We start from the raw sequence: 16,875 nt of genomic DNA on the forward strand, positions 1-16,875 counted from the left end.
TCAGCGGATCAGGTCCGCCGGCCGGCGGAGGCCGCGAGCCGATCGGCGAGGGCGATGACGAGGGTGCGCAGCTCATCCGGTCGCTCGATGACGAACCGCCGGTCGAGTGACGCCAGCAGCGGAGGCAGCCAGTCGAGCCGTTCCGCCCGCACCTCGACGCGGAGCCAGCCCTCAGTCTCCGAAGCCACGCCCCCCGTCGGCGGCGGCTCCTCCACGATCGCGACGCTGGCGGGAAACCTGGTGCGGATCTGCTCGACCGTCCCCTGGATTCTGAGGGTCACCTCGTGCCGGTAAGGGGCCTTGGCGAGCCCTGACAGGACGCGCTGCGCCGGATCGATCCCTGCGGTCGGCGGCTCGAACGAGCCGGGCAGGGTTCTGGCGTCCGCGATGCGATCCAGCCGGAAGGTCCGGTCCTCGCCGGCCCCGGGATCCGCACCCGTCACGTACCACCGGCCCGAGTGGGCGACGAGCCCGTACGGGTGCAGCGTGCGTTCGCTGCGCCGGCCGTCGGCGGCGGTGTACCGGATCGAGATCGGCCGACGGTGGCGCACCGCATCGGCGACGGCGAGCAGGACCGTGGTCTGCGGGGCGGGGAACTCGCCGGGCGGAGCCGTGAAGGCGAGGGATTCGAGCACGGCGTCGACCTTACGGGCGAGCCGTTCGGGCAGTACCCGCCGGATTTTCACAGCCGCCGTCTCGCTCGCCGTGCCCGTCGTCGTCGCCAACCCCGCCCGGCGGGCGGCGACCAGGCCGAGCAGCACGGCGAGGGCTTCGTCGTCGCTCAGCATGAGTGGAGGCATCCGGTATCCGACGGCGAGCCGATATCCGCCGTATCGGCCGCGCACCGACTCGACGGGCACGTCGAGGTCGATGAGGTGGTCCACATACCGGCGCACGGTGCGTTCATCCACGCCGAGCCGATCGGAGAGTTCGGCCAGCGTCCGGATGCCGCCCGACTGCAGGAGTTCGAGCAGGGTGAGCACGCGCTGAGTGGGCCGGGCCATACACCACAACTTAGTGCCGATAGTGGGCCGATTCTGTCCAGTATTCGACGTAACTTCTCCTGCGTAGGCCCCGCAGACCAAGGAGATCTCTCATGGATTTCGTCTCGATCCGCGTCATCACAGGCGACCTCGCGCGCCTCGTCGGCTTCTACGAGCGGGCCACGGGTGTGCGGGCCGACTGGTCCGGCGAGGACTTCGCAGAGATCAGGACCGGGTCCGCCACCCTCGCGATCGGTAGCACCCGCACCGTTCCGTTGTTCGCGCCCGGAGCGGCCCGTCCGGCCGGCAACCACTCGGTGATCATCGAATTCCTCGTCGACGATGTGGACGGCGTGCACCGGAACCTGGCCGGGTCCGTCGCGGAGCTCGTGAAGGAACCCACCACCATGCCGTGGGGCAACCGGTCGCTCCTGGTGCGCGACCCTGACGGCAACCTCGTCAATTTCTTCACCCCCGTCACGCCGGCCGCCATCGCGAAATTCGCTCGCTGACGTCGGAGAAACGACCGCCCGGCAGGCCGCTGCAGGGCGAATCGCACCGATAACGCTCCCGGAATGGGGGCTCGTCAATCTCACCGGTGGCCTGTTACTGCTCCGTATGGTGGTGCAGGCCGAAGGGACGGACCAGAAATGGTATTCGCGGCTCGTCGCATTCGAGGGCGGCTGCGCCGCCTTCGCGATGTGGATGGCGGTGACCGAGAAAGCCCTTTCGATGATGCACACGCGGGACTGACCGCGACTTCCGGCGATTTTTCAGGTCGGGACGGCGTCTGGCCGGTCAGCCGGACGCCGTCGACCGCTACCGGCGGCGAATCAGCACCAGCCTTGCCCTCTGGCCGATGCTCGGGCGCCGAGCGCCCTCAGGAACCTGTCAACCTGTGCAGGAGCGCCAGCGTGGTGAGGGCGACGCCGATGGGGAGCGCGAGCGCCGGGCTGACCGCCACGGTCGCCCCGGTCTGCACGGAGACGAACACGAGGAGGAGAGCGCGGGAAGAGAGCAGTGCCGGGGGACGTCCCTCGTAAGGCCCGCTGCCCACCACGCGCCTGCGCACCACCCGGCATCTCCGTTGGCCCATGGCCTCATCGGCCCTTCTGCTGGGATGGTCCGTCGTTCCCGGCGGTGTCCTGTGCCGGCGACTCACGAGGCCGCGCCCGAGGCCGTGGCCGAGACCCTGGCCGAACTCCCGGCCCGTGATCTCGGCGATATGGCCGGTGGGACGCGCCGACCGCGAGGCGCAGGGGGTATCTTCAACATCGGTTCATGTCCTTTCGTGCGGTGGAAGCGCGGGGACTGATCGGAACGGCCCTCTGTCTGACCACGGAGGGCCGTTCGTTTTTGCGTGGCTTTGACACGGTGCCACGCTCGATGGCGCTTATCCTCCACCAGCGATCACCTCCGTGCAAGCGCCATCTGCACGTGAGTATGACCGACCAGATGCACGTGCATAACCTTCTCTATCGGGCCGGAGAGCTTTCCGGATTGCCGGCCTGAGCCTGATCGACCTTGGGCAGAGTTCCGTCTTCAGGCGAATTCCCAGCTCATACCGGATGAGCGAGGAAGAGCGTGTGCGGGGCGATGGCGGATGCCTTGCGGTCGGGTCATGCGTCCCGCTGCCCTCTGTGCCGAACACGGACAGGCCGTTCGTCGATCTGCTCGGCCTCACCCTTCCTTTCACCTTGTGCTTCTCCTGGCATCGCGCTCGGCCGACGGGCACGGTCGGGCCTGTCGGGGTTTGCACCTGCTTATGAGCGGCTATATGCACGTGCACGGCGGTTGGCGCGGCAGACTCGGTTACCATGGGCGCCGGACAATTCGATGGCGTACTGTCGAGCCCGGGGCGGTTTGACGTGCGCGGACCCTTATAGAGGCATGGTTTCCCAGGTCAGGTCATCTGCGCGGGAGAGAGTTGATGGCGGCGGTACTCGCAGGAAGCGGATGGCCGGCCGACGGGGATCGCGGTCATTCGGGAAGCGGACCGACTGTCCTGCGCATCACACTGGGCGCCCAGCTACGTCGGCTGCGTGAGGCGAAAGGCATCTCCCGCGCCGCGGCGGGACATCTCATCCGAGGCAGCGAATCCAAGATCAGCCGTCTGGAGCTGGGCCGGAGCCCCTTCAAGGAGCGGGACGTCGCCGATCTCCTGACGTTCTACGGCGTGACGGACGCCGAGGAGCGCGCGGCACTCCTCGACCTGGTGAAGCAGGCCAACAACCCGGGCTGGTGGCACAAGTACAGCGACGTCCTGCCGCCCTGGCTCAACGCCTATCTGGGGCTGGAAGAGGGAGCCTCGGTGATCCGGGGCTACGAGGAGCACGCCGTCCCCCCTCTTCTGCAGACGGCGGAGTACGCCAAGGCGTACCTGACGCTTGCCAATCCAGGCGCGCCTCCGCTGGAGATCGACCGCCGGGTCGACCTGCTGCGAGAGCGTCAGCGGATTCTGTCGGCGGCCGAAGGCCCGGCAGTGTGGACGGTGATCGACGAGAGCGCTCTCCGGCGCCCCACAGTGGGACGCGAGACGATGCGGGGGCAGTTGCGGCACCTCATGGAGATGGGGCAACGCCCCACCGTGACCGTCCAGGTTCTTCCGTACGGTGCCGAGGCCCATGCTCTGGTCGGTCACTCGTTCACCATCCTGCGGTTCGGTGAGCCGGACCTTCCCGATCTGGTCTACCTCGAACAGCTCAACAGCGCGCTCTACATCGACAAGCGCGAGGACGTCGACCTCTACACAAACGCGATGGAGATTCTGTGCGCCCAGGCTCTGCCCCCTTGGACGACGGCTGAGCTGTTGCGGGAGCTGCACGACCTCTTGTGACGCCTCCTCACGCCGCGGGGCCGTCGCCGCCGACGTAGCGCGCGACGGCCCGGGACGGCAACGGGCCGCGCGCCTCGCTCCGGCAATCGGGGCGGCCGTGGACATAGCGCCGGGAGGGGTTGGCGAGGTACAAACGACCCAACACATTTTTCGCGGCTTGATACAAGCCCGCCCACCCGAGAGAGCGCTCTCACGGGCTCCGCAGGGAGGCGGCGGTGTCGGGCCGTCCACCCCCTGAGTAGGCAGGTCGATGACGATCGTGAGCCACCCCGGCACGCGAACGGGCCACCGCGCCCGTCGAGGGACCCCGCACGCGGCGCCGGCATACCCGCCGTCCATCCCCACGTCCTCCGTATTCGGCATGGAGCGGGAAGGGCGGACCGCATGACGCCCCAGCCTTCCGGCCGCCGCCGGGCCGGCCTCGTGTTCGCCGCCGGCCTCCTGATGACGGCCGCCGCGACGTCCGTGGCGGCCCCGGCCGCCGTGGCCACCCCGTACAAGCCGGGCGCCGCCCCGCACAACCAGGGCGCCGCGAACCTGGGTCCGAACGTCACCGTCTTCGACCCGAGCATGCCGGTCGCCGACATCCAGGCGACCCTCGACGCGGCCAACGCCGCCCAGGTCGACAACGAGATGGGCACCACCCGGCACGCCTATCTCTTCAGGCCCGGCACGTACGGCACGGCGGAGCATCCGCTCCAGATCAAGGTCGGGTACTACACCGAGATCGCCGGTCTCGGCGCCTCCCCCGGGGACGTCGTCATCAACGGCAAGGTCGAGGTCTACAACCGCTGCCTGGAGAACAACGGCACCGGCAACTGCCTCGCGCTCGTCAACTTCTGGCGCACGCTGTCCAACCTGTCGATCAACGTCAACGGGGCCGGGCAGGACGACTGCCGCAAGGGGGCGAACTTCTGGGCCGTCTCCCAGGCGGTCTCGATGCGCCGTCTCAACGTCACCGGCGGCACGTTGTCGCTGATGGACTACTGCACCGCCGGCCCGCAGTACGCCAGTGGCGGTTTCATCGCCGACTCCAGGCTGCCGTCCGTCACGAACGGCTCACAGCAGCAGTGGCTGACCCGCAACACCGAGATCGCCGGCTGGTCCAACGGCGTGTGGAACCAGGTCTTCTCCGGGGTCGTCGGAGCGCCGGACGAGAGCGGTTTCCCCAACCCGCCGTACACGACGCTCGACACGACGCCGGTCAGCCGGGAGAAGCCGTACCTGTTCGTGGACGCGCAGGGCAGGTACAACGTGCGGGTGCCCGCCGCGCGGAAGAACACGCGAGGCGTCTCCTGGGCGAACGGCCTGACCCCGGGCCGTACGCTGCCGATCGGCGACTTCTTCGTCGCCAGGCCGTCGGACTCCGTGCAGACCATCAACAGCCAGCTCGCCCGGGGCAGAAACCTGCTGCTCACGCCGGGCGTGTACGACATCGCGCGGAGCATCGAGGTCAAGCGTCCCGGCACGGTGATCCTCGGCCTCGGGCACGCCACGCTCACCGCCGTCCACGGCTCGACCCCCATCGACGTCGCGGACGTCCCCGGCGTCGTCGTCGCGGGCGTGACCATCGACGCGGGAACGGAGAGGTCGCCGGTCCTGCTGCGGGTCGGCAGGGGGCACGGCGGGCACCGGACCTCGGCGAACGACCCGACGACCCTGTCCGACGTGTACTTCCGCGTCGGCGGGCCGCACGTCGGCAAGACCGACGTCGCGCTCCAGGTCGACAGCGACGACGTGCTCATCGACCACACGTGGGTGTGGCGCGCCGACCACGGCGTCGAGGGCTTCACCGACACGCAGCGCTGGCAGACCAACATCGGCCGTTACGGCGCCGTCGTCAACGGCGACCACGTCACGGCGACCGGCCTGTTCGTCGAGCACTTCCAGCGCTACAACACGGTCTGGAACGGCGACGACGGCACGACGATCCTCTACCAGAACGAGCTGCCGTACGACCCGCCGACCCAGGCCGACTGGATGAACGGCAAGGTCGAGGGCTACGCCGGTTACAAGGTCGGCGACCGGGTGCGGACGCATCGCCTGTACGGCGGCGGTGTCTACGTCTTCAACCAGAACAACCCGTCGATTCACACCGAGAACGGCTTCGAGGCGCCCCAGACCCCGGGCGTGCGGTTGCACCACATCATGACGGTCAACCTCAGCGCGGGCACGATCGACCATGTCGTCAACGGTGTCGGCGACGCGGCCGACACGACCAAGGTCGGCGCGCCGGTGTACATCTCCGACTACCCGGCCCAGTAACAGGAAAAGGAACCCCGGAAAGGTGCGGGCCGTACGCGGTCCGCACCTTTCTCGGGGACGGCTGGCCGGAGACCGCTTCGAGCCGACACGTACGCCCGTGTGGAGAACGCCCTCCCACGGAATCTACTTTTCCCGGCCCGGGAAGGGCGGCAGCTCACCCAGGTCGGCGGCCTCCGGCGGCGGCTCGCCCCGGCGCCGCCGGGAGGGGGGAGGAACGCGCAGCACGATCTTGAGCACCTGAACGGCGCGCGTCTGGCGCTTGGCGGACGGCGCCCAGAGGGCGGTCAGACCGGCGGCCACGACGACGACGGCCATGGCGACAGGCACGATTGAGGCACCCATTCCCACGGTCTTGAAGAACTCGGTCACGGAGCCCTCCTGGCAGCGCGAAGCTCGCCAGAGGTCTCTCCCGCCCGCCGTGCGACCGGACCGGCGGCCCCGGGTGCCGACACCGTAATGACGGGACCGTCGCGAAGGGATACTCCCCCCTGCTGTACGGCTAGCGTAAGGGCTCGGGCCGCTGCCGGACCAGCGATACTTCAGTCACCACGGTGTCCGGCCGGCGGCTCGCACCGGCCGGACGCCGTCGATCGTTCCGGCCGTGTGCGGACGTACGGCCGCACACGGCCGGTGGGTAGGTCAGCCGGGCACGCCTAGTGGTCGTGGCCGCAGGAGAGGCGGGCCTTCTCCAGCTCGTCGGCGTCGTTCCACCAGAAGGCCGCGGTGCTCGGATGGGCGGGCACGCGGGCCCTGACCTTGCCCCGGGGCGCCGAGACACCGAGCGCATCGGCCTGGTCGGTCGTCGTCGAGGACGGGTACGGGGCGAGCAGCTGCTCGACCGCGTGGTGCCTCCCGCCGACGACGACGGCGGTGACGTTCGCGGCGTCCTCGATGCGGGACAGGGGATCGCCGTCGACGATGGCCAGGTCGGCGTACATGCCCCTGCCGATCCTGCCGAGCGGCTGGCCGAGGAACGTCCCGGACGTGCTGGTCGCGGTACGCAGCGTCTCCAGCGGGGTCAGGCCGTACTTGACCATGGCCCGCAGGTTCATGTGCAGGCTGACCGCGAGGTGATCGATCGGTGAGTCGGTGCCGGCGGTGACGACGCCGCCGCCGCGGATCATCGCGGCGAACTGCGCGACGTGATTGGCCAGGGCCGCCCGGAGCACCGTCTGATCGGTGGTCTGCGCCGACGTGACGGACGCCTGGAGCGCCGCCATCCGCCAGTTCGGGTAGAGCCGGCGGACCCGTTCGTCGGTGACCAGCGAGGTGTCCTCCTTGTAGAGGGTGCTGCAGTTGAACAGGGTCGGGGTTCTGGCCATCTTGGACGCGTTGAACATGGAGATGACGTCGGAGTAGGCGGAGCCGACATTGGTGACGGTGCGCGAGTAGCCGAACCGGTTGGTGGCGCCGTAGTGCTCGGTCTGGTCGCCGCCCATCGCGATCGCCGGATAGTGGTAGTGGGACGTGACTGGTTTGCCCTTGCGGTGGGCCCATTCGATGATTTCCTTGTGCCACACGACCGGCAGCCGCACGTACGCCTTCATGAGGTCGTAGTCGAGGCTGGCGGCCCGTTCGAGCTCCAGCCGCAGTTGCTGGTGGGAGAACGTCGGGCGCATGAAGTTGTAGTAGATGCGCGGCCCGTCGATGGCCTCCCCGGTGGCCAGATAGCGCGGTGCGAGCCGGGCGCCGGACTGGACCGACTCGCGTTCTTCGACCATGTGGTACGCGGGCGAGCCGGGTGAGCGGGTCGTCGTGATGCCGAGGGCGAGCCACAGCGGCCCCTGGCGGGATCCGTAGGCGTAGCCCTGCATCTCGCGGTGGTGGTGGATGTCGATCAGGCCGGGCATGACGAACTTGTCGCTCGCGTCGATCAGCGTGCCGGGCCGTCCGTCGCGGTGCGGCTCGACCGCGACGATGCGCTGGCCGCGCATGATGACGTCGACGTCGCGGGCGACGCCCGCGGAGACGCCGTCCCACATTCGGCCGGCGTGGACGACGACCTGGTCGGCGGGACCGGGGTCGTTGCGCCAGGTCAGCGGTACCGGAATGGATCGTCCGGGCCTGCCGTCGATGCGGACGGTCTTCAGCCGCCCGCCGTTCAGGTAGAGCAAGGAGGCGGAGTCGCCGGCCCATGCCGGGGCGTCGGACAGCTCTTGGGTCACCTGGCGGGCGGGGCCGGTGGGCCGTCCGGTCTTGTCGACCGGCAGGACCCATAAGAGCGATTCCATGGCGAACGCGAGCATGGTGCCGTCCGGCGACCAGACGGGGCCGTCGTCGCCGCGGGTCTGCAGCGACCGGTGCGGGGCGGGGTCGACGTACGTGCCCGCGCCGGTGGCCCGGTCGACGAGGAGGATCTTGGACAGCCCCTCGCGGTACCGTCGCGAGTACGGCACGACCGCGGCGAGGGCGATGGTCTTCCCGTCGGGCGACCAGGTCGGCCGGCCCGGTTCGAAGGTGGCGCCGAAGACCTTCTGGATGTCGCCGGTGCCGACGTCCAGGACCCACAGCGCGCCGTCCTGGTCCAGGTAGGCGATCTCCTTCCCGTCGGGTGACCACCGGACCGACAGGGCCGCGGAGTCGGTCAGGCGGGTCAGCTGCCGGTCGGTGCCGGCGGCCAGATCGCGGACCCAGATGTTGAGGGTGCCGGTGCGGTCGGTGACGAACGCCAGCCGCCGCCCGTCCGGGGAGAAGTCCGGGTCGGCCTTCCACCACCGGTCGCGGAACAGCGGGACCGGCCTGCCTCCGATCCGCATCGTGTAGATGTCGTTGAGGGCGCGGAACGCGATGGTGGACCCATCCGGGGAGACGGCCGGGCTGCCGATGCCGACGACCGGGAACGACCCGGGCGCGTCGAACACGCGGACGTTCTTCTTGTACTTCGGGGTGGTCACGGTCAGCGCGGCGGTGAAGCCCACCGTGCCGGCGGACGTGGAGCCGAGGCGGCGGGTCCGGATGGTGCCACCGGAGGTGTAGAAGTAGCGCCCGTCCGCGGCGAACCGCGCCCGGAACGGGAAGACCTCCTCGCCGATGACGAGCGGGCCCGCGGTGCTGGCCAGGGAGTTCACGCCGGCGTTGAAGAGGTGGTAGGCGATGTCGGTGCCGTTCGGCAGCCACGACGGCTGGTGGACGACCTGACCGGTGGGTACGGTGACTGCGGTGCTGCGGGCGCCGGTGGCGACGTCGACGACGTCGATCCTGGTGTCCGAGACGACGAACGCGACTTTGGTCCCGTCGGGTGACCAGACCGGCTCGTACTCCTCGGCGGACGTGTCCGCCAGCGCGCGGGTGGCGCCGGTGGCGACGTCGAGCAGGTGGATCCCGTAGCTGCCGCCGGCATCGGAGGAGTAGGCGATGGTGCGTCCGTCGGGGCTGTACCGGGGCTCGCGGTGGTCGTACGGGCCGGTGGTCAACTGGGTGATCGCGGATCCGTCGGACCGGATCTTCCACAGGTTGAACACACCGTCGCGGTACGACTGGAACACGATGGTGGAACCGTCCGGAGACCAGTCGGGCTGGGCGATGTCGTACAGATCGCTGGTGAGCCGGCGGGCGGTGCCGCCGGAGGCGGAGCAGACCCACAGGACGCCGAGCATGTCGATGGCGAGCAGGCGGCCGTCGGGTGAGGGGGCGACGGCGAAGTCGGTGCCGGAGGCGACGGAGGTGCCGCCGCCGTTCCGGGCCTCGTCCGCTCGGGCGCGGCCGGCTGTGGCGGGGATCAGCGAGGCGGCGAGGGCGGCTCCCGCACCGGCCAGGACGGCCCGGCGGGACGGACGGAAGGGCGATTCAGTGGAGAGAGGTGCGTCGGGGGATGCCGGGGTGGGGGGCACCGACAACTTTTCCTCCTACATTTCGCGTCGTCGATCATCTTGGTGCGATCCTCGAATCATGACCTTTGACGCGGATCTTTCATAGGAGTCAGAGAAATTCGGTGCTATGAGCGGGCGAAGGACGATATGGGGTTCTCGCGCCCGCTCAGCCGAAGTCAGCGGAGGCCGGCGAAGAGGTCGTCCTCCTGGTCGGGGGTGGCCACCCGGGACGTCTTCCTGATGAAGAACTCGTGCGAGAAGGCCTGGTGCTGGGCCTCGGGGGACATCTGCAGCATGGGGATGTTCTCGCCCTGGCTCGCGTGGGCCCGCAGGGCCTTCATCTTGCGCTCCACGTACGGCGAGACCTCGACGACGGAGGTGATCAGCTCCTCGGGGGTGCCGAAGTCCTCGGGGATCTCGAAGTCCTCCGGGGCCATGCCGCTCTCCTGGAGGAACTCGAACATCCGCTGGATCCGCTCACGCGGCACGGCGATGTAGTACAGCTTGTCCGGGATGCCGGTCAGCTCCGCCGCGGCGACCGCGATGCGGTGGGCCTGGATGTGGTCGGGGTGCCCGTAGTTGCCGTTCTCGTCGTAGGTGACGATCACCTGGGGCCGGTAGCGCTCCATGAGCGCGGCGAGCCGGGCGGCGGCCGTCTCGACCGGGACGTTGGCGAACGCGTCGGCGTGCCTGTTGCCCTCCCATCCGACCATGCCGGAATCGCGGTAGCCGAGCAGTTCGAGATGGTCGATGCCGAGGTGGGCGACCGACTCGCGCAGTTCGCTCAGCCGCTGCTCGGCCACCGCCGCGTCGTCGTGCCCGGGCTCGCCCGGCTTCACCCCGCCGGGGCCGTCGCCCTGCTCGCCGTTGGTGCAGGTCACCAGGACCGTACGGATGCCTTCCTGGGTGTACTTCGCCAGGACGCCGCCGGTGCCCATCACCTCGTCGTCGGGGTGGGCGTGCACGGCCATCAGGGTGAGTCTCGAATCCATTACATCCCCCGTGGTGTCGTTTACCGTCACCTGGACGACCCTATATCTCGGCTTGATCCTCAGAGCGGGAGGGAACCGGCTCATCGGCGGCCGGGCGGGGCGCCGGGGTCATGCGGCCCGCCACGAGCCACCAGACGAGGAGCAGCGCCAGGGCCAGGACCACGGCGAAGGGCGGCAGGGTCCACACGCCGACGCCCTGCGCGATCGCCCCGGCCAGCCAGGGGAACACGGCCCCGCCGACCACCGACACGCCGTTCAGCAGCCCGATCGCCGTGGGCACCAGCCGGGGCACGGTGAGCCGGGGCGCCACGGCCATCGTCGTGGGGAACACGGGCCCGAGCCAGAAGCCGAGCAGCACGAAGCTCACGCTGGCCACGGCGGCGCCCGGCGCGATCCAGGCCAGCAGCGCGCTCACGGTGATGCCGGCCAGGCACACGTAGGTCATCCCGGTCGCGGTCATGCCGAGCCTGGTGGCGGCCGGGCTGATGAGGAAGCGGCCGAGGGCGAGCCCGAGCCAGTAGCCGGAGACGGTGTATCCGGCGATCAGGTCGCCCTGCCCGTGCTCCTCCACCAGGAAGCTGAACCCCCAGTTGCCCACGCTGATCTCCAGGCCGACGTACACGGCCAGGAACACGGCGCCCAGCAGGACGGCGGGCTGCCGTGAGACGGCGGTCAGCAGGCCGGGACGCTCCGCCGGTTCCCCGTCCGCGGCGGGCGACGGGATCTCGCGGGCGGGCAGGGTCAGCCAGAACCCGGCCAGCAGCGGCAGGCTCACCAGGGCGAGGACCAGCCACACGGCCGTCCACGGCAGGAAGCTCAGGATCCAGGTGGCCAGCAGCGGCCCGAGCAGCGCGCCGACGCCGAAGAAGGCGTGCAGGCGGTTGAGCAGCGTCGTCGCTCCGGGCCGTTCGGTGAGGTAGGCGTTGAGCACCGATTCGAGGATGCCCGTGCCGTACCCGGCCAGGATCTGGACCGCCACGAAGGCCGCGAACGGCGGGCGTACGGCGGTGTAGAGGCCGGCCAGGGCGAAGACGCCGCCGCCGACGACGAGCGAGGTGCGCACGCCGAACCGGTGGATCAGCCAGCCGGCGGTCGAGCCCGCCAGCATGAACCCGGCCGAGAAGGTGAAGAACTGGGTGCCGACGGTGGCCTTGTCGAGGCCGTAATCGTCGATCTGCGCGGGCAGCAGCACCCCGCCGACGCCCGCGCTCAGGCCGACCAGGACGAAGGTGGCGTAGGCGAGGGCGACCGGCACCCACGAGTCACGCCGCAGTGCGGACACCCGACCTCCCGCGATTGACGAGCAGCCTGCCGACCACCCGCGGCGCGGGAGCATCGGTCCGTGATCACCGATGATCCCGTTGCGGCGAAATGCTACTTGCCATACCCGTCGGCTTTAAAGGGGTTATGGGCGGTTACGTGGTGAAAGCTGAAACCTCAGAGGGCCGCCGGCAGTGCGAAGAGAGTGAAGAGGGTGGGATCCCCGAACACGACGTTCCGGGCGACGCCGCCCTCGGTGATCTCGAGGACCTGGAGGGAGTGCGCCCTCAGGACGCCGTCACCGCCGTCGACATAGGCGGCGAGCGCCGGCTGCCCGTTCGCCCGGGTCGGCACCATCCGCCAGGGGCCGCGACGGCCGCAGACCCAGCGGATGAAGCGGCCGAAGTCCTCGCGGCCGGCGAACCATGAGAGGAACGGCGGCATCTCCAGGACGGCGTCCTCGCGCAGCAGCCGTTCCAGGGTCTCGACGTCCGCCTTCTCGAACGCCGCGACGTACCGGTCCAGCAGGTCGCGGCAGGCGGGGTCGTCCGGCTCCGCGAGGTCGTCCTCGGCCGCGCCCACCCGGGCGAGCTGGGCGCGAGCACGCTGCAGAGCGCTGTTGACGGCGGCGACCGAGGTGTCCAGCAGATCGGCGACCTCGCTCGCCCGCCAGGCGAGCACCTCCCGCAGGATGAGCACCGCCCGCTGACGCGGCGGCAGGTGCTGCAGCGCGGCGACGAACGCCAGCCTTATCCCGCCGCGGGACGCGACGACCGCGGCCGGGTCGACCAGCGCGTCCGGAATGGGCTCCAGCCAGGTCACCTCCGGTAGCGGTCGCCCCGGTCCCGCCTCCGGATCGTCGCCGGGGCCGGCGAGCCCGGACGGCAGGGCCCTGCGGCCGCGCTGTTCGAGCGCGGTGAGACAGGCGTTCGTGGCGATGCGGTAGAGCCAGGTGCGTGGGGAGGCCCGCCGCTCGTCGTAGTCGCCCGAGGCGCGCCAGGCCCGCAGCATGACCTCCTGCAGCAGGTCCTCCGCGTCGTGCGCCGAGCCCAGCATCCGGTAGCAGTGCGCCATCAGCTCACGCCGGTGGGGCCCGGTGATCCGCTCGAATTCCTCGTCACTCCACATGCGCTCTCCCGCGTCGCGTCGCCGTCACGGGTGTCTACCGCCGCGCCCGGCGGAACTCATCGGTGGGTTCTCATCGATGAGTTCTCCATCCGGCCCCGGTAGGTACCGGCGACCACCGCGGAAGAACCACGGGAAAGGACGCGGATGACGCCCAGCCACACCACCGCCGGACGGCCATGGCCGATGCTGGCGGTTCTGCTCGCCGGCCAGTTCATGGGACTGCTCGACCTCTACATCGTCAACGTGGCGATCCCCCGGATCGGCGCCGACCTGGGGGCGTCCGGGGCCACCCTGCAACTGGTCGTCGGCGGCTACATCATCGCGTACGCGACGTTGCTGATCACCGGTGCCCGGCTCGGCGAGCTGTGCGGCAGGCGCCGCATGTATCTGATCGGGGTCGCCGGCTTCACCGCGGGCTCGCTGCTGTGCGGGCTCGCACCGGACATCGGCACGCTGATCGCGTTCAGGTTCGTCCAGGGGGCCGCGGCGGCGGTCATGGTGCCGCAGATCATGAGCGTGATCCAGGCGCGCTTCACCGGCAGGGCCAGGGCCACGGCGCTCAGCGCGTACACCGCCGTGCTCTCGGCCGGTTCGGTCGTCGGGCTCGCTCTGGGCGGGGTGCTGGTCGGCGCCGGCTGGCGGCCGGTGTTCCTCGTGAACGTCCCCGTGGGTGTCCTGCTGACGCTCGCGGTGCCCCGGCTGGTGCCGCCTGACCTCCCGTCCGCGGGGCCGAGCGGGTCGCGGCGGCTCGACCTGCGCGGTCTCGCGCTCGCACTGCCCGCCACGCTCCTGCTCGTGCTGCCGCTCGTGCTGGGCCGGGAGTCCGGCTGGCCGAAGTGGACATACGCCTCGATCGCCGTGGGGGTCGCGCTCGCCGTCGTGTTCGTCGTGGCGCAGCGGCGCACGGCGGCCAGGGGCGGCGACCCGCTGCTCAACGTGGACGTGCTGCGCGTGACCGGCATGCCGTCGGGCCTTGTGACACTGGTCGCGCTGATGGTGGCGTACGGCGGGTTCCTGTTCACCTTCGCCCTGCACCTGCAGAGCGTGCTCGGGGAGAGCCCGTTGCGGGCCGGGCTCACGTTCCTGCCCATGGCGGCGGCGTTCGGGCTGGGCAGTTTCTACTGGCGCAGGCTGCCGAGGCGGATCCACCACCTGCTGCCGGCGGCCGGACTGGCGCTCAACGTCCTCAGCGCGTCGTGCCTGGCCGTCTCGGCGGCGGGTGGCACGGCGATGTGGGCCGCTCTGGTGGTGTACGGCGCGGGGCTGGGCGTCTCCACCAGCCTGCTCGCCCACGCCCTGGTCCACGTGCCGCCCGCCCGCGCCGCCGACGCGAGCGGCCTGCTCACCACGACCATGCAGTTCGGCCAGCTCAGCGGAGTGGCGGTGTTCGGCGCGGTGTTCCTCGCCCTGGCCGACCCGCCACGGCCGGAGGCCATGGGAGCGATCGCCTGGTGGCTGGCGCTGGCCGCGGCGACCGGCATGGCGGGGGCCGTCGCCCTGGCCCGCGCAGTCGCGCCGCGCGCCCGTCAAGTACCCCCCACTTTGGGGTGATTTGTGGTGGTTTACGTAGCCTGAAGTCCTGGGAGAGGGGAGTCGCCATGCCCGATCCAGCGGACGCGACCGTGTTCTTCGTGGGTAACGCCACCATGATCATCCGATCACATGGGTTCACCCTGCTGACGGATCCGAACTTCCTGCACCGGGGACAGTGGGCCCGTCTCGGCTACGGCCTGCGCACCCGCCGGCGTACCGAGCCCGCGATGCAGGTCACGCAACTGCCACCCGTGGACCTGGTCGTCCTGTCGCACATGCACGGCGACCACTGGGACGCCATCGCCCGCGACGGCCTCGACAAGGACCTGCCGATCGTCACCACCCGCCACGCCGCGCACCGGCTAAGGCGTCAGGGGTTCCATCGGGCCATCGCCCTCGACCCCTGGGAGTACCACTTCGTGCGCCGCCACGACGCCACGCTGACGGTCACCGCCACACCCGCCCGGCACGCCCCGGGCCCCGTCGACAGGCTGATGCCGCCGGTCATGGGCAGCGTGCTCGACTTCGCCCACGCCGGGGAGGTGGACCTGCGCATGCACATCAGCGGCGACACGATCATGGACCCGTGCCTGGCCGAGATACCGCGCCGCTTCCCGGACATCGACGTGGGCGTCGTGCACCTCGGCGGCACCCGGATCCTCGGCGTCACGGTGACGATGGACGGCCCCCAGGGCGCGGAGTGGCTGCGGCTGATGCAGCCGGAGTCGGCCCTGCCCGTGCACTACGACGACTACGAGGCGTTCGCCTCGCCGCTCAAGGACTTCCAGCAGTACGTCCGGCGGGCGGGGCTGTCCCACCTCGTGCACTACCTCATGCGCGGCGAGACCTACCGCCTGCCCGTACGGCAGGCCGGACTGCGCCCGCACCGCCCGGTGACCGGTCCCGGCCGGGGCGCCGGCCCGCCGTACGGCTGAGCGCGCGGCGTCACCTGCGCTCGGGACGGCGTACGGCGAAGGCGATCACGAGGTAGGGCACGGCGGCGACGGCGAAGAGCGGCCCGGGGCCCGCCCACATCGATCCGGCGGCGTAACCGCCGTAGACCGTCAGGCAGACGATCTCGACGCCGACTCCGGCCATCGAGGTGACGGTGGCCCGGGCGCCGTCCGAGATCTCGTCCTGGAGTCTCGCGTCCAGCGTCGCCGAGGCCCACTGGACCAGGCCGAAGGCGACGGCCACCAGCGTGACCGCCGCGGGGTGGCGCGCAGCGGCCCCCGCCGCCCCGGCGGCCAGGCAGACGGCGGCGAGCACCAGGGCCGGTGCGAGCGCGCCCTGTCCGCGCCCGGCGAACCACCCGCCGGCCATGCCGCCGATGCTCACCAGAAGCACGAGCAGCGGCACCGCCCCGGCGGACACCCCGGTGGCCTGGGCGAGCAGGGGCAGGTACTCCTCCATCGCCCCGATGACCGACATCACCGACAGGACCGTGATCGCGCGGCGGATCGCCGGCCCTTCGCGCACCTGGGCGAGGCCCTCCCGCAGGACGGCCACGGGGTTCGCCGGACGAGGGCTCTCGTCGCGGCGGCGTGACTCGGGGAACGTCAGTGCCACGACGGCACAGAGCAGTGTCACGAGCACACTGGCCAGACCCGCCGCGCGGAGGCCGCCCGCGGCGAGCACCGGCGCCGCGAGCGCGGTGGCCGCCGTGATCGCCGTCGTGCCGACCGCGGCCGACCGGCCGACGAGCACGGGGTAGCGGTCCGTCCCGCCGTGCCGCCCGAGTTCCTCGTACACGAGGGCCTGGAGGGTGCCCGAGCGCAGCGAGCTCCCGGCGCCCCACAGCACGAAGCCCAGCGCGAACGACCAGTAGGAGGGGACGAACGTCCACAGGGCGTACCCCACGCCCGTGAGGAGGGGTGCGGCGGTGAGCAGCGCCCGGCGCGAGACGAGGTCGGCCCACACTCCGGACGGGATCTCCAGCACGAAGCCGGTGACGGACCAGATCACGAACAGCGAGGAGATCTGGGCGGGCGACAGCCCGGTCTCGGCGAACAGCAGGGCGTACACCGGATAGAGGACGATGAAGTCCTCGAAGAACGCGTAGGCGTACA

Annotated in this window: 14 protein-coding genes; 6 read left to right on the plus strand and 8 right to left on the minus strand. The window is 70.6% G+C overall.

Translation table 11 applies throughout. The features are described from left to right. Positions 1 to 8 precede the first annotated feature (8 nt). Positions 9 to 1,004: a helix-turn-helix transcriptional regulator gene (locus HHX40_RS20640; RefSeq protein ID WP_182881900.1), complete on the minus strand. Its 996-nt coding sequence runs from the start codon at positions 1,002 to 1,004 to the stop codon at positions 9 to 11. A gap of 92 nt (positions 1,005 to 1,096) precedes the next feature. Here HHX40_RS20640 and HHX40_RS20645 point away from each other — a divergent pair, with 92 nt between their 5' ends. Then, the gene (locus HHX40_RS20645; RefSeq protein WP_117409846.1) at positions 1,097 to 1,495 is read left to right on the plus strand and encodes a VOC family protein; all 399 of its coding nucleotides are present in this window, start codon (positions 1,097 to 1,099) and stop codon (positions 1,493 to 1,495) included. A 106-nt stretch (positions 1,496 to 1,601) separates the two neighbouring features. After that, the gene (locus HHX40_RS36890) at positions 1,602 to 1,736 is read left to right on the plus strand and encodes a hypothetical protein (protein ID WP_259403760.1); all 135 of its coding nucleotides are present in this window, start codon (positions 1,602 to 1,604) and stop codon (positions 1,734 to 1,736) included. Positions 1,737 to 1,863: 127 nt separating this feature from the next. On the opposite strand, the gene HHX40_RS20650 is transcribed toward HHX40_RS36890, so the two are convergent. Beyond that, positions 1,864 to 2,058, minus strand: coding sequence for a hypothetical protein (locus tag HHX40_RS20650; RefSeq protein WP_182881901.1), 195 nt, complete (start codon positions 2,056 to 2,058; stop codon positions 1,864 to 1,866). A gap of 855 nt (positions 2,059 to 2,913) precedes the next feature. Here HHX40_RS20650 and HHX40_RS20655 point away from each other — a divergent pair. Together HHX40_RS20655 and HHX40_RS20660 are read left to right on the plus strand one after the other, a co-directional pair. After that, on the plus strand, positions 2,914 to 3,819 hold the full coding sequence (locus HHX40_RS20655; RefSeq protein WP_182881902.1) for a helix-turn-helix domain-containing protein: 906 nt from the start codon (positions 2,914 to 2,916) through the stop codon (positions 3,817 to 3,819). A 384-nt stretch (positions 3,820 to 4,203) separates the two neighbouring features. After that, positions 4,204 to 6,084 carry an adenylyl cyclase gene (locus HHX40_RS20660; protein ID WP_182881903.1) on the plus strand — a complete coding sequence of 627 codons (1,881 nt, stop codon included), beginning with the start codon at positions 4,204 to 4,206 and terminating at the stop codon, positions 6,082 to 6,084. Positions 6,085 to 6,207: 123 nt separating this feature from the next. On the opposite strand, the gene HHX40_RS20665 is transcribed toward HHX40_RS20660, so the two are convergent. The 5 genes from HHX40_RS20665 to HHX40_RS20685 all read right to left on the minus strand — a co-directional run bounded on the left by HHX40_RS20665 (position 6,208) and on the right by HHX40_RS20685 (position 13,273). Further along, positions 6,208 to 6,453, minus strand: a complete 246-nt coding sequence (locus tag HHX40_RS20665; RefSeq protein ID WP_182881904.1) for a hypothetical protein — start codon at positions 6,451 to 6,453, stop codon at positions 6,208 to 6,210. A 284-nt stretch (positions 6,454 to 6,737) separates the two neighbouring features. Next, positions 6,738 to 9,914, minus strand: coding sequence for an amidohydrolase family protein (locus tag HHX40_RS20670; protein WP_182882032.1), 3,177 nt, complete (start codon positions 9,912 to 9,914; stop codon positions 6,738 to 6,740). Between the two features lie 155 nt (positions 9,915 to 10,069). Next, the gene (locus HHX40_RS20675) at positions 10,070 to 10,885 is read right to left on the minus strand and encodes a PIG-L family deacetylase (protein WP_182873060.1); all 816 of its coding nucleotides are present in this window, start codon (positions 10,883 to 10,885) and stop codon (positions 10,070 to 10,072) included. 40 nt (positions 10,886 to 10,925) lie between these two features. Further along, entirely contained in the window at positions 10,926 to 12,167 is a 1,242-nt protein-coding gene (locus HHX40_RS20680; RefSeq protein ID WP_220499359.1) for an MFS transporter, read from the minus strand. A gap of 155 nt (positions 12,168 to 12,322) precedes the next feature. Then, positions 12,323 to 13,273, minus strand: coding sequence for a sigma-70 family RNA polymerase sigma factor (locus HHX40_RS20685; protein WP_182881905.1), 951 nt, complete (start codon positions 13,271 to 13,273; stop codon positions 12,323 to 12,325). A 144-nt stretch (positions 13,274 to 13,417) separates the two neighbouring features. Here HHX40_RS20685 and HHX40_RS20690 point away from each other — a divergent pair, with 144 nt between their 5' ends. Then, the gene (locus HHX40_RS20690) at positions 13,418 to 14,824 is read left to right on the plus strand and encodes an MFS transporter (RefSeq protein WP_182881906.1); all 1,407 of its coding nucleotides are present in this window, start codon (positions 13,418 to 13,420) and stop codon (positions 14,822 to 14,824) included. A gap of 47 nt (positions 14,825 to 14,871) precedes the next feature. Then, positions 14,872 to 15,741, plus strand: a complete 870-nt coding sequence (locus HHX40_RS20695) for an MBL fold metallo-hydrolase (RefSeq protein ID WP_182881907.1) — start codon at positions 14,872 to 14,874, stop codon at positions 15,739 to 15,741. A 10-nt stretch (positions 15,742 to 15,751) separates the two neighbouring features. Here HHX40_RS20695 and HHX40_RS20700 read toward each other — a convergent pair whose 3' ends face one another. Next, the gene (locus HHX40_RS20700) at positions 15,752 to 16,831 is read right to left on the minus strand and encodes an MFS transporter (protein ID WP_182881908.1); all 1,080 of its coding nucleotides are present in this window, start codon (positions 16,829 to 16,831) and stop codon (positions 15,752 to 15,754) included. Positions 16,832 to 16,875: the final 44 nt, after the last annotated feature.

The sequence above is a fragment of the Microbispora sp. H10949 genome (assembly GCF_014161435.1).
In the GTDB taxonomy this organism is placed as follows: Bacteria; Actinomycetota; Actinomycetes; order Streptosporangiales; family Streptosporangiaceae; genus Microbispora; species Microbispora triticiradicis.